The organism is Nakamurella alba, from assembly GCF_009707545.1.
Lineage (GTDB): Bacteria > Actinomycetota > Actinomycetes > Mycobacteriales > Nakamurellaceae > Nakamurella > Nakamurella alba.
This window is the reverse complement of record NZ_WLYK01000003.1, coordinates 40,109-52,842: the sequence shown is the minus strand read 5'-3', so window position 1 is coordinate 52,842 and position 12,734 is coordinate 40,109. Positions and strand designations below refer to the sequence as shown.

Sequence of the window (12,734 nt, the reverse complement as noted above, 5' to 3'; positions counted from 1 at the left end):
AGACGAAGAGGCATATCCGTGCGCACGTACAGCCCGAAGTCAGGCGATGTGACCCGCGCCTGGCACGTGATCGACGCGACCGACGTGGTGCTCGGCCGCCTGGCCAGCCAGGCCGCGCAGCTCCTGCGTGGCAAGCACAAGGCGATCTACGCGCCGCACGTGGACACCGGTGACTTCGTGGTCATCATCAACGCCGAGAAGGTCGCGGTGCTCGGCCAGAAGCGGGACCACGTGCTGTATCGGCACTCCGGTTACCCGGGCGGCCTGCGCGCGCAGACCGTGGGCGACCTGCTGGACACCCGTCCGGACAAGCTCGTGGAGAAGGCCGTCATCGGCATGCTCCCGCACAACTCCCTGGGCCGTTCGATGGCCCGCAAGCTCAAGGTGTACTCGGGTGCCCAGCACCCGCACACCGCGCAGCAGCCGCAGCCGTTCGAGATCACCCAGGTCGCCCAGTAGTTCATGACCGGGCACTGCCCGATCCGCTGAACCACTGACCACGCCACATTCCGGAAGAGCGAGTACATGAGCGAGAACCCCGACCTGGACGCCCAGGTCACCGACACCCCCGAGGCCACCGAGGAGGTTGTCGTCGACGTCGCCGTCGAGGAGGAGGCCCCCGAGGTCGTCCCCTCCGTGGTCCGCGTCGCCGTCGACCGTCCGGTGCAGACCGTCGGCCGCCGCAAGGAGGCCATCGTCCGGGTCCGCCTGGTCCCCGGCAACGGCACGTTCACCCTGAACGGCCGCACGCTGGACAACTACTTCCCGAACAAGGTGCACCAGCAGCTCGTCAAGGAGCCGCTGGTGTCGCTGGAGAAGGACGGGATCTACGACGTCTTCGCCACGCTGTCCGGTGGCGGCGTCACCGGCCAGGCCGGCGCGCTGCGGCTGGGCATCGCCCGCGCGCTGATCGAGCTGGACGAGGCCGATCGCCCGGCGATGAAGAAGGCCGGATTCCTGACCCGCGACGCGCGGGCCAAGGAGCGGAAGAAGTACGGCCTGAAGAAGGCCCGCAAGGCACCTCAGTACTCGAAGCGCTGATCCCCTCGTGGGTCGGCTCTTCGGTACCGACGGGGTGCGTGGTCTGGCCAATGCCGACCTGACCCCCGTCCTCGCTCTCGAGCTCGCGACCTCCGCCGCCCGGGTGCTCACCGGCACCCGGGCGGTCGGCGTCTCCGGACCAGGATCGGTGACCGCTCCTGCTCCGTCCGGCGGGCCCGGCCGGGTCCGGCCGGTCGCCGTGGTGGGCCGGGACCCGCGGGCGAGCGGCGAGATGCTCGAGGCGGCGGTCGCCGCCGGGCTCGCGTCCGCCGGCGTCGACGTCGTGCTGCTGGGCGTGCTGCCCACCCCCGGCGTCGCCTACCTCACCGGCGAGACCGGTGCGGCGCTGGGCGTGGTCATCTCCGCCTCGCACAACCCGATGCCGGACAACGGCATCAAGATCTTCGCGGCCGGTGGGCGCAAACTCGACGACGCGGTCGAGGACGCCATCGAGGCCGACATGCAGGCCACCCCCACCGAGGGACGCCCGGTCGGCGCCGAGGTCGGACGGATCCGTCGCGACGAGGTCGCCGTCGAGTCCTACCTGCAGCACCTGCGCGCGGCCACCCCGCACGACCTGACCGGCCTGCGCATCGTCGTCGACTGCGCGCACGGCGCGGCGTCCGAGCTGGCCCCGGAGGCCTATCGTCGGGCCGGCGCCGAGGTCGTGGTCATCGGCGGCGACCCGGACGGCCTGAACATCAACGAAGGCGTCGGCTCGACGCACCTGGACGGCCTGCGCGCCGCGGTGCTCGAGCACGGTGCCGATCTCGGCGTCGCGCACGACGGTGACGCCGACCGCTGCCTGGCCATCGCCGGTGACGGCAGCGACGTCGACGGGGACGCGATCCTGGCGATCCTGGCCACCTCGCTGGCCGGCCGTGGCGAGCTGGCCCACGACACCGTGGTCGGCACCGTGATGGCGAACATCGGCTTCCACCGGGCCATGGCGGCCGCCGGGATCACCGTGCGCACCACCGCGGTCGGCGACCGGTACGTGCTGGAGGAGATGCGCGAGGGCGGGTACTCGCTCGGCGGCGAGCAGTCCGGCCACATCGTGCTCGCCGACCACGGGACCACCGGCGACGGCATCCTCACCGGTCTGCAGCTGATGGCCCGGGTGGCCGAGACCGGCCGCACCCTGGCCGATCTCGCCTCGATCGTGCAGCGCTTCCCGCAGGTGCTGCTGAACGTCCGGGTCACCGATAAGTCCGTGGCCGGAGCGGCGTCCGTGCTGGAGGCCGTGGCGGCCGCCGAGGCCGAGCTGGGTGACGCCGGCCGGGTGCTGCTCCGCCCGTCGGGCACCGAACCGCTGGTCCGGGTGATGGTCGAGGCCGCCACCACCGAGCAGGCCGGCACCATCGCCGAGCGCATCGCCAAGATCGTCGCCGACGCCGCCTGACCCACCCCGCAACTCGCCCCGATCCCACCCCGCACCCCGCCGTTGGCGCGAGGATCTTCTTCGCAGGCGCGCACGAAAGGGGCGACTCCTGTCCGACCCGTCCCATTCGCGACAACTTCCGACGCGTCGTCGACGCCGGATCCCGCCACCCTGCGTGGATCATCGCCGTCCGCATGGGCGAACTCGTCGACTTCTGTCCCACCCGTACCGTTCTCGGCCGAAACAGCCATGCCGAGAGCGTTGATCCAGGCGCGGGTCGTGGTCGGCGAGGTCAGCCGGTCGGGGCCGTGGGTGTCGCCGGGGCAGCGGCCGGGACCGGATCGGTGAGGGCGGCGAGGCGGGTCGAGACCTCCTGCACCGCAGGGCTCTCCGACATGGTCTCCCGCCAGACCAGCCAGAGCCGGCGGACCGGCACCGGATCCCGCAGCGGCACTGCCACCACGCCCTGCGGCAGTGCACGGCGGCCCAGTCGTGGGACCAGCGCGGCGGCGAGACCCTGTGCCACCACCTCGATCTGGGTGTCGTACTCACCGGAGTACCAGCGGATCGGCGGCAGCCGGTCCTGCTGCTCGAACATCACCGTGAACCACTCGTGGCACAGGCTGCCCGGTGGTGAGCAGGCCCAGGTCTCGTGCAGCAGCTCGCCCGGGGTGAGGGCGGGACTGCCGGCCAGCGGGTGCCCGGCCGGCAACAGCACGTCCGCGACGTCCTGGCCGATGACCCGGCCGGCGACGTGGGCGGGGCGGTGCAGCGGTACGCCGCTCCAGTCGTGCGCGACGGCCATGTCCGCCTGGCCGGCCGCCACCATCGCGACGGCCTCCGGTGGGTCCTGCTCGAGCACGGTGAGGGTGAGGCCGGGCAGTTCGGTGATCAGGGCTGCGGCCATCGGCGCGACCAGGCCGCGGACGGCGGTGGCGAAGGCGACGAGCCGGAGACCGCCGGTGGGGGCGGCGGTCTCCAGTCGGGAGCGGATCGCCTCCAGTTGTCCGAACAGCCGCCGGCCGTCCTCCACCAGCAGCCGGCCCTGCTCGGTGAGCACCACCCCGCGGCCGACCCGCTCCAGCATCAGCACGCCGGTCTCCCGCTCCAGCCGCTTGACCTGCTGGGAGATCGCGGACGCGGTGTAGCCCAGGCTCTCGCCGGCCGCCGCCACGGATCCGGCGCGGCCCACCGCCATCAATGCGCGCAGTGCCACCAGGTCGATCATGCAGCGATGCTACCGAGTGGCGTACAGGATCATTCGCTGGACGTTGATGATGCCGGCCGTGGAAGATGACCCGGTGAAACTGCGTGACACCCTGCTCGCCGTCCTGGTCGCCCTCATCTGGGGCGCCAACTTCGTCGTCATCGACGAGGGTCTGGACGGCATCCCGCCGCTGCTGTTCGTCGCCATCCGCTTCGTCGTGGTGCTGATCCCCGCCGTCTTCCTCGTCCGCCGTCCGCAGGTGCCGTTCCGGATCATCGCGGCCGCCGGCCTGCTCACCTGTGTCGGCCAGTTCGGTCTGCTGTACACCGCACTGAAGCTCGGCATGCCGGCCGGCATCGCGTCGCTGGTGCTGCAGGCCCAGGTGATGTTCACCGTCCTGTTCGCCGCGCTGGCCCTGCGCGAGCGCCCGACGGTCCGGCAGTTCATCGGTATCACGGTCGGCGGGATCGGTCTGGTGCTGGTCGGTGTCGGGCGCTCGGCCGGGACACCGCTGCTCGCGCTGATGCTCACCCTGGCCGCCGCGGTCGCCTGGGCCTCCGGCAACATCGTCACCCGCAAGGCCGGCGTCACCTCCGGTCTCGCCTTCACCGTCTGGACCGCCACGGTCGTGCCGGTACCGATGTTCGCGCTGTCCTTGGTCGTCGACGGGCCGTCGACCGTGTGGCACGCACTGGGCAACCTCGGCGTCGGGGCGCTGCTGTCCACCGCGTACACCGCCTACCTGGCGAGCCTGGTCGGGTACGGGATCTGGAACAGTCTGCTGGCCCGGTACCCGGCGGCGTCGGTCGTGCCGTTCACCCTGCTGGTGCCCGCGGTCGGCATGCTCACCGCCTGGCTGGTGCAGGACGAGGTGCCGGAGGTCGTCGAGCTGATCGGCGGTGTCGTGGTGCTCGTCGGGGTGGCGGTCACCGCGTTCGCCCGCCGTCGCCGGTCCGCCGCCGAGCCGACCTTCCTGCCGGTTGATCCGGGCCGGGCCGCGACCACCCGGTCCGGCTGAGGCCGCGGCCGCGCGCCCCACTGATCGCGCGCTCGCCGCGTGGTCGCCGCCCACACGTGACCTCCCGGAACATGGACTGCGCCCCACCGGAATCCGGTGGGGCGCAGTTGCTGTCGGCGCTGTGCTGTTCTGTCGGTGCTGTGTTGTTCTGTCGGCCCTGTGCTGCTTCAGCGCTCGTCCGGCAACCAGCCGGCGACCTGCAGGTAGCGGTGCGACCGCTGCAGGCGGGCGACGCCGCCGATCAGCTGGGCCACGGTGAGGCCGGCGAGAAGGGCCCAGAGGAGGGCGCCGACGGCGCTCGCGGTGACCGCGGCGAACAGCACCTCCATGATCACCAGCACACCCAGCAGCACGGAGCGCGGCAGGAAGCCGATCACCGTCGCGCGGGCGATCTCCAGGGTGGCGCGCCGGGCCAGCGGCTCGGTGGCCGGGACGCCGGTGGCGAAAGCCCGGCGCACCGCGCGGCGGCCTTCGGCGTCCATCCCGCTGACGATCGGTGCCGGGGCCACGGCCATCCCGTCCGCCCGGCGGCTGCGGCCGAGCAGCACGGCCGTCGCGGCGAACATCAGCGCGAGCGGCAGGGCCAGCGAAGCCGCCACGATCCACCAGCCGGCCGCCCCGTCGTTCCACGGCTCCTGCAGCAGCAGCACCGCGATCAGCAGCGCACCGATCATCGCGCCCTGCCGGATGTTCTGCCGCCGGTAGCCGAGTGACCGCGCGGCCCGCTCCCGGCTGTCGAGATCGGTGGGTCCGCCGGTGATCCCGGCCGCGCCGTCGGCTCCGGAGAGCCCCCCGGTCGTCTCCGTTGCCGGGATCTGCTCGATGGCCGGCCCGACCGGGCCGCGGCCCGCACCGGCGTGGAAGGCGGCGAGATCGGCCTGCAGGGCGCGCAGGTCCCGCAGGCCCATGTCCCGCTGCACCGTGTCCTGCCGCCCCATGCCCTCGGCACGGCCGGCGATGCCGTTGCTCGTGATGTCGCTGCTCGTGATGCGGCCGCTCGTGGTGCCGGTGCCGATCTCCTCGTGCTGTGTGCTCATCATCGTGGCCTTTCCCGACCGTGCTGCTCGTGTCGCCTCCCGGCGACCCCGGTGCCGTCCACCGGATCTGTTACCAGCCTCGTCCCGGACGGCGCCGCGGGATGTCGGCCGATCGGCCGGAGCGCCGGTGGAAAGCCGGCTCCACCGATCGGTGGACCGGCCGGCCCGGGCGGGGTCCTGCACGGGTGCACCGGGACGGCATAGGGGTGCACCGGGACGGCCCGACGTCGTCGCGCCGGCGGGTCTGACCGGCGGACCGCCCGTGCGGCATCGGGGCAGCGGCGCGGACCCACGTCGGCCGGGTCGGGCGGGGAAGCGGGTCGGACCGGCGACCGCGCGCGCGGCATCGGGGCAGGAGCGGGGGTGCCCACGTCGGCCGGGGCGGCCGGGGAAGCGGGTCGAGCCGGCGAACCGGGTCGGGCCGGGAAGCGGACGAATCCGGCGATGTGTGACGGTGAGATGACGCGCACGTCGCGCCGCGACACCTGACGTTGTTCCGGATCGAACCCATCCGCAACAACCGGGCCGCCTACTGGAGTCATGACAGCGGGCACCCTGGCCGATTCGCATCGGCACATCGGGCGGCTCCCGGCGTTTCCGTTCTACGGCGGACCCGCGGTGCACCCGGATCTCGCGGCGCGGGAGACCGTCGCCGAACTGCTGCAGGACCTGGCCGCCGAGCGCACCGAGCGGGCGCTGATCCTGCCGAACTACGGCGTTCCGGACGTCGAGATCTCCTTCCGTCTCAACGATCTCGTGCTGGAGGCGGTGCAGAACCAGGACCGGCTCGTCTGTGGGCTCTGGGTGTCGCCGAAGTCGGCGGACGCGGCGCTCACCGACAAGGCGCTCGGCCTGGCCGGCGAGCCGGGCGTCCGGGCCCTCAAGACCAGCTTCCTGCTCGGCGGCGGCGTCGACGACCCGGACTGCCAGGACGGCCTGGGGAAGATCTTCGCCACCGCCCGGGAGCACGGGCTGGTCGTGCACGTGCACACCTCACCCGGCGCGGCGAGCGACATCGACAAGGTGGGGCGGCTTGTCGATCGCTACGGCGACGACGTGGCCATCCACCTGGTGCACATGGGCGGCGGGATGAGCGGTCACATCAAGCTCATCTCCGGTCGTTTCTTCGACTGGATCGAGGCCGGCAAGAAGGTCTACACCGACACGTCGTGGGCGATCGGCTTCGCGCCGCGCTGGCTGGCCGACGAGATCGAGCGCCGCGGGATCGGCCACGACCGGGTGCTGTTCGCCAGTGACGAGCCGTGGGGGGACCACGCCGGCGAGCTGGCCCGCCTGCAGGCCGCCGTCGGCGACGGGGAACTCGCCCGCGCCATGTTCACCGACAACTTCGCCGCCCTCTACGACCGACCCTGACCGCCCCGGACCTGACCTGATTTGACCGACACATCCTGCCCCAACGGCCCCGACAGCCCCGCACCGTCCCGCAAGCCGATCAGCTCCACCGACATCCACTGCCGTACAGCCGATGTCAGCACCGCACCACCGCACGATCCGCCCACCAACCGCATCACACGCCACGGCCGGTACCGCCCGGTACCGGCCGAGTCACAGCCCGAAAGGACCGTCCATGCCGTTCGAGGACAGCATCGCCGAGAACATCGCCGCCTCGCTCGCGGAGATCCCGCACCCCTCACTGCCCAAGGGCAGCAACATCTACGGCAGCACGAAGATCTTCCCCGACTTCCAGGCCGAGCCCGGGCAGAGCTACTTCACCCTGGTGCACGGCATCGCCCACGAGTCCTCGGTGAGCTTCGTGGCGATCCTGCAGGCCACCCGTGCCCTGCGGAAGGGCTTCGAGTCGGCGATGTACTTCTACGGCCCGGGCGCGATGAACTGCATCGCCAACCGCGGCTTCCCGACCACCGGCGACAACGCCTTCCCCGGCGAGCAGAACATCAACGGTGCGCTGGAGACGTTCATCGCCGAGGGCGGCACCGTGTTCTGCTGCCGGTTCGGGCTGTCCCTGCACGGCCTGCGGGAGGAGGACCTGATCGCCGGCGTCATCCCGTCGCACCCGCTGGACGTCCAGGACGCCCTCATCTACTACGCCCGCAAGGGTGCCATCATCAACTCGACCTACATGGTCTGAGGCGTCGACGATGACCGGTCTCGGAACGCGGGTCGACCTGGTTCTGCGAGGATTTCGGTTCGAAGCGCCGGTGCGCCGCGGCCCGGGCGCCGGTCCCAGCGACGACGGGCACGTGCTGGTCGGCGGTCTCGGCGCCGCCATCCCGCGCAACCCGCAGTCGCCCTACGAGGTCGTCGACGGCCGGGTGCTCTACGACGGCGACGACACCGGACTGGACCTGGAGGTGGTGGCCCGGCCGCGGTTCTACGACCTGGCCACCACCGACGGGGTCCCGTTCGAGAAGCTGGCCCGGCTGCACGGCAAGGACGTGCTCGCCACCACGGTGGTGCAGACCTGCGTCCGGTACGACGAGGCCGAGCGTTGCCGGTTCTGCGCGATCGAGGAGTCGCTCGCGGCCGGTGCCACCACCGCGGTGAAGACCCCGGCCCAGCTGGCCGAGGTGGCCCGGGCGGCGGTGGATCTGGACGGTGTCCGGCAGATGGTGATGACCACCGGCACCTCGAACGGCAAGGACCGTGGCGCCAGGCATCTCGCCCGCTGCGTGCGCGCGGTGAAGGCGGCGGTGCCGGAGCTGCCGATCCAGGTGCAGTGCGAACCGCCGGGCGACCTGGCGGTGCTCACCGAGCTGCGCGAGGCCGGCGCCTCGTCGATCGGCATCCATGTGGAGTCGATGGACGACACGGTGCGGGCCCGGTGGATGACGGGCAAGTCGACGGTGTCGCTGGACGAGTACCGCGCCGCCTGGCGCGAGGCGGTGCGGGTGTTCGGCCGCAACCAGGTCTCCACCTACCTGCTCGTCGGCCTCGGTGAGGACCCGGACGAGCTGGTGGCGGCCGCCGAGGAGCTCGCGCTGATGGGCGTGTACCCGTTCGTCGTGCCGTTCCGGCCGATCCCGGGCACGCTGGCCGCGCAGGATGGCGCGGCGCCGCCGCGGGCCGACGTGCTGGAGGACGTGACCCGACGGGTCGGCAAGGTGCTGGTGCACCTGGGCATGCGCGGGTCGGACCAGAAGGCCGGCTGTGCGGCGTGCGGCGCGTGCGGCCTGCTCTCCGGGGTCGGTGCTTGAGATGGCCGCTCACACCAGCGATGTCACCGCCCTGGCGGAGAACGTGCTGACCGGCCCGATCACCCGGGTCGCGCCGCCACCCGCCTTCACCCTGGGCCGCGCCGAGTTCGACTGGGAGGTGCAGGAGTACCGGAAGCTGCGCCGCCAGGTGTTCGTGCAGCAGCAGGAGCTGTTCACCGGTACCGACCTGGACGAGCTGGACGCCGACCCGCGCACCGTCGTCGTGGTGGCCCGGGACGGCCGCGGCGAGATCGTCGGCGGGGTGCGGCTGTCCCCGGCCACCGACCCGGACATCGGCTGGTGGACCGGGTCCCGGCTGGTGGTGGCCCCGCAGGGACAGGCGCTGCGCGGGGTGGGCAGTGCGCTGGTGCGGGCGGCCTGCGTGATCGCCGAGTCCGCCGGGGTGCTGCGTTTCGACGCCACCGTGCAGCCGCAGAACGAGGTGCTGTTCCGCCGCCTCGGCTGGCAGCGTGTCCGGGAGACCAGCGTGCAGTCGCGGCCGCACGTGCTGATGCGGTACCCGATCGAGAGGATCTCCCGACTGGTCCGCGGCACGAAGGCCCCGCTCGCCGGCCTGCTGGACGTCCTGCAGAGCGGCGACAATTCGTTGGGTGGAGATGGTTTCGTCGGGGACGACGGTGCACCGGTGCCGGGCAGCGACGTCATCGCGGCGAGCGACGCCATCCTGCCGTCGATGGTCGAACGCACCCCGGAGTGGGCCGGTTGGTGTGCCGTGCTGGTCAACGTCAACGACCTCTCCGCGATGGGTGCGACCGCGGTCGGCCTGCTGGACAGCCTCGGTGCGCGGGACGTCTCCTTCGCCCGCCGGGTGCTGACCGGGCTCAAGGACGCCGCCGACGCCTGGCGGGTGCCGGTGCTCGGCGGGCACACCCAGCTCGGCGTGCCGGCCTCGCTGTCGGTCACCGCCCTCGGCCGCACCGACCGTCCGGTGGCCGCGGGCGGTGGCCGGAGCGGCGACACCGTCAGCGTCACCGCCGATCTCGGCGGGCAGTGGCGGCAGGGTTACGCCGGCGCGCAGTGGGACTCCACCTCTGTCCGCACCTCCGACGACCTGGCCGCGATGGCCGGCTGTGTCGCCGCCACCCGGCCGCGGGCCGCCAAGGACATCAGCATGGCCGGCCTGGTCGGCACGCTGGGCATGCTCGCCGAGGCGAGCGGCACCGGCGCCGAGCTGGACGTCGCCGCGGTGCCGCGGCCGGATGCCGCCTCGGTCGGCGACTGGTTCACCTGTTTCCCGGGTTTCGGGATGATCACCACCGACCGGCCGGATCGCACCGTCGCACCGGCCGGGCCCGCCGTCACCGCCTCCTGCGGACGGCTCACCGACGGCGCCGGGGTCCGGCTGCGCTGGCCCGACGGCGAACTCACCGACGTCCTGGACGTCGTCACCGGATTGGGGAAGGCATGACCACCACCACGATCAGCGCGGTCGCGGCGCCGTTCGGCCGCGACCTCGAACAGGGGCTCGCCGACATCGGCGGCCACATCGCCCGGGCGCGAGCCGCCGGGGTGGAGCTGCTGGTGCTGCCGGAGGCGGCGCTCGGCGGTTACCTGTCGGCGCTCGGCGGTCCCGGCGGACCGGACGCCGCCCCGGTGGGTGGCCGCACATTGCCGCCTGCGCTGACCCTGGACGGCCCGGAGATCGCCCGGATCGTCCGCCAGGCCGGGGATCTCACCGTTGTCGTCGGCTTCTGCGAGGACCTGGACGGCCGGCGTTACAACACGGCCGTCACCCTGCACGGCGACGGTGTGCTGGGCGTGCACCGCAAGGTGCACCAGCCGCTGGGCGAGAACCTGTCCTACGAGGCGGGCGAGGGCTTCGCGGCCTTCGAGACGCCGGTCGGCCGGATGGGCACGATGATCTGTTACGACAAGGCCTTTCCGGAGTCCGCGCGTGCGCTGGCCCTGGACGGTGCGCGGATCATCGCCTGTATCTCCGCCTGGCCTGCCTCCCGCACGGCGTCGGCGGGAGATCTCGCGCAGGACCGCTGGACCCAGCGGTTCGATCTGTTCGACCGCGCGAGAGCGCTGGAGAACCAGGTGGTCTGGGCCTCGGCGAACCAGTCCGGGACCTTCGGATCGCTGCGCTTCGTGGCCAGCGCGAAGGTGGTCGGACCCGGGGGCGACCTGCGTGCCACCACCGGCACGGCCGAGGGGGTGGCCACCGTGTCGGTCGACGTCGAGGCCGAGCTGGACACCGCCCGCCGGGCGATGTTCCACCTGCGCGACCGGCGCCCCGAGGCCTACACCGCGGAGGTCGGCAGCCATGCCTGAGATGACCATGCGCGTCCGCTGGCCGGACGGGACCCTGCAGGACTGCTACTCGCCGTCGCTGGTGCTGCACGACCACCTGACCCCCGGGACCACCTATCCCGTCGGTGATTTCGTGGATCGGGCCGGACGTGCGCTGCACGAGGCCTCGGAGCGGGTGCGTGCGAAGTACGGCGTCGCCTGCACCTCGGCGATGGGCACGCTGGCCGACATCCACGAGCATGCCGCCGGGCACGCCGACGCGGCCGGCGTCGAGGTGCTCACCATGCTGCCGCCGCTGCCGGCCGCTGTCCAGGGTGGAGGTGCACGATGAACGGGCCCGGGACCGAGTACCAGGACGTCGTTGTCATCGGCGGCGGGCAGGCCGGGCTGTCGATCAGCGCGCTGCTGCTGGCCGACGGCATCGACCACGTGGTGCTGGAGCAGGAGACCGTTGCGCACGAGTGGCGCGACGGCCGTTGGGACAACTTCACGCTGGTGACGCCGAACTTCCAGTGCCGGCTGCCCGGATGCGTCTACGACGGGCCCGACCCCGACGGCTTCATGCGCCGTGACGAGGTTTACGAGTGGGTCCGGTCCTACGCCGGGCGGACCGGCGCGCCGGTCCGCGAGCACACCGCCGTCCGCCGGCTGGAGCAGGTGCCCGGCGGCGGTTTCCGGGTCGCCACCGACGCCGGTGTGCTGCACGCCGGGCAGGTCGTCATCGCCACCGGCGGCTACCACCACCCGGTGGTGCCGGGCTTCGCCGACCGGCTGCCCATCGGTGTCCGGCAGCTGCATTCCAGCGAGTACCGCAGTGCGGCAGCGCTTCCCGATGGTGATGTGCTGGTGGTCGGCACCGGGCAGTCGGGGGCGCAGATCGCCGAGGACCTGCTGCTGGACGGCCGCCGGGTGCATCTCGCGGTCGGCGGCGCCCCCCGGGTGGCCCGCTTCTACCGGGGCCGGGATTGCGTCGCCTGGCTGGAGGACATGGGCGTTTACGACCGCGGCATCACCCCGGATGCCGCCGGCCGGGCGCAGCGGGACAAGACCAACCACTACGTGACCGGCCGGGACGGCGGCCGCGACATCGACCTGCGCGACTTCGCCCTGCGCGGCATGCAGCTCTACGGCCGGATGATCGACATCGTGGACGGGCAGGCCTGTTTCGCGCCCACGTTGACCCGGTCGCTGGACGCCGCCGACGCCGTGATGGAGAGCATCAAGAACGACATCGACGGCTGGATCGCCACCCAGGGCATCGACGCGCCGGTGGAGCAGCGGTACCGGCCGGTGTGGGTGCCGCCGACCGAGCCGACGGCGCTGGAGCTGGCCGGGGTCGGCGCGGTGGTCTGGGCCATCGGTTACCGCGGTGACTACAGCTGGCTGGACCTACCGGTCTTCGACGCCGCGGGCCGGCCCGAGCACGACCGCGGGGTGACGCCGGTGCCCGGCTGCTACTTCCTCGGTCTGCCGTGGCTGCACACCTGGGGCTCCGGCCGGTTCGCCGGGATCGCCCGGGACGCCGGTCACCTGGCCGGGGTGATCGGCGCGCGTTGCCGATCGACGGCGGGTGTGCTGGTCTGAGCGGCGTGCAGGTGGC

General features: G+C 72.5%; 13 protein-coding genes. 11 read left to right on the top strand and 2 right to left on the bottom strand.

Annotation, left to right across the window (positions count from 1 at the left end; genetic code table 11):
• Positions 1-18: 18 nt before the first annotated feature.
• The 3 genes from rplM to glmM all read left to right on the top strand — a co-directional run bounded on the left by rplM (position 19) and on the right by glmM (position 2,443).
• Entirely contained in the window at positions 19-459 is a 441-nt protein-coding gene (rplM, locus tag GIS00_RS10485; protein ID WP_322097823.1) for a 50S ribosomal protein L13, read from the top strand.
• A 66-nt stretch (positions 460-525) separates the two neighbouring features.
• Complete coding sequence (gene rpsI / locus GIS00_RS27460; RefSeq protein ID WP_154768414.1) at positions 526-1,041, top strand: 30S ribosomal protein S9; 516 nt, start codon at positions 526-528, stop codon at positions 1,039-1,041.
• A 7-nt stretch (positions 1,042-1,048) separates the two neighbouring features.
• Complete coding sequence (gene glmM / locus GIS00_RS10475) at positions 1,049-2,443, top strand: phosphoglucosamine mutase (RefSeq protein ID WP_322097822.1); 1,395 nt, start codon at positions 1,049-1,051, stop codon at positions 2,441-2,443.
• Positions 2,444-2,714: 271 nt separating this feature from the next.
• Here the strand turns inward: glmM and GIS00_RS10470 are convergent, their stop codons facing one another.
• Positions 2,715-3,650, bottom strand: coding sequence for a LysR family transcriptional regulator (locus GIS00_RS10470; RefSeq protein ID WP_154768413.1), 936 nt, complete (start codon positions 3,648-3,650; stop codon positions 2,715-2,717).
• A 73-nt stretch (positions 3,651-3,723) separates the two neighbouring features.
• On the opposite strand from GIS00_RS10470, the gene GIS00_RS10465 reads away from it, so the two are divergent.
• Positions 3,724-4,647, top strand: coding sequence for an EamA family transporter (locus GIS00_RS10465; protein ID WP_322097821.1), 924 nt, complete (start codon positions 3,724-3,726; stop codon positions 4,645-4,647).
• A gap of 167 nt (positions 4,648-4,814) precedes the next feature.
• On the opposite strand, the gene GIS00_RS10460 is transcribed toward GIS00_RS10465, so the two are convergent.
• Complete coding sequence (locus GIS00_RS10460) at positions 4,815-5,684, bottom strand: hypothetical protein (protein ID WP_154768411.1); 870 nt, start codon at positions 5,682-5,684, stop codon at positions 4,815-4,817.
• A 540-nt stretch (positions 5,685-6,224) separates the two neighbouring features.
• Here GIS00_RS10460 and GIS00_RS10455 point away from each other — a divergent pair.
• From GIS00_RS10455 to GIS00_RS10425, 7 genes are all read left to right on the top strand, one after another.
• Entirely contained in the window at positions 6,225-7,058 is an 834-nt protein-coding gene (locus GIS00_RS10455) for an amidohydrolase family protein (protein ID WP_154768410.1), read from the top strand.
• A 214-nt stretch (positions 7,059-7,272) separates the two neighbouring features.
• Positions 7,273-7,794, top strand: a complete 522-nt coding sequence (locus GIS00_RS10450) for an MSMEG_0572/Sll0783 family nitrogen starvation response protein (RefSeq protein ID WP_154768409.1) — start codon at positions 7,273-7,275, stop codon at positions 7,792-7,794.
• A 10-nt stretch (positions 7,795-7,804) separates the two neighbouring features.
• Positions 7,805-8,860, top strand: coding sequence for an MSMEG_0568 family radical SAM protein (locus GIS00_RS10445; RefSeq protein WP_154768408.1), 1,056 nt, complete (start codon positions 7,805-7,807; stop codon positions 8,858-8,860).
• Between the two features lies 1 nt (position 8,861).
• Positions 8,862-10,289: an MSMEG_0567/sll0787 family protein gene (locus GIS00_RS10440; protein WP_154768407.1), complete on the top strand. Its 1,428-nt coding sequence runs from the start codon at positions 8,862-8,864 to the stop codon at positions 10,287-10,289.
• The gene (locus GIS00_RS10435; protein ID WP_154768406.1) at positions 10,286-11,155 is read left to right on the top strand and encodes a carbon-nitrogen hydrolase family protein; all 870 of its coding nucleotides are present in this window, start codon (positions 10,286-10,288) and stop codon (positions 11,153-11,155) included. The genes GIS00_RS10440 and GIS00_RS10435 overlap by 4 nt, the downstream gene beginning before the upstream one ends.
• Entirely contained in the window at positions 11,148-11,465 is a 318-nt protein-coding gene (locus tag GIS00_RS10430) for an MSMEG_0570 family nitrogen starvation response protein (RefSeq protein ID WP_154768405.1), read from the top strand. Before GIS00_RS10435 ends, GIS00_RS10430 begins: the two co-directional genes overlap by 8 nt.
• Positions 11,462-12,718, top strand: a complete 1,257-nt coding sequence (locus GIS00_RS10425) for an MSMEG_0569 family flavin-dependent oxidoreductase (protein ID WP_154768404.1) — start codon at positions 11,462-11,464, stop codon at positions 12,716-12,718. The genes GIS00_RS10430 and GIS00_RS10425 overlap by 4 nt, the downstream gene beginning before the upstream one ends.
• Positions 12,719-12,734: the final 16 nt, after the last annotated feature.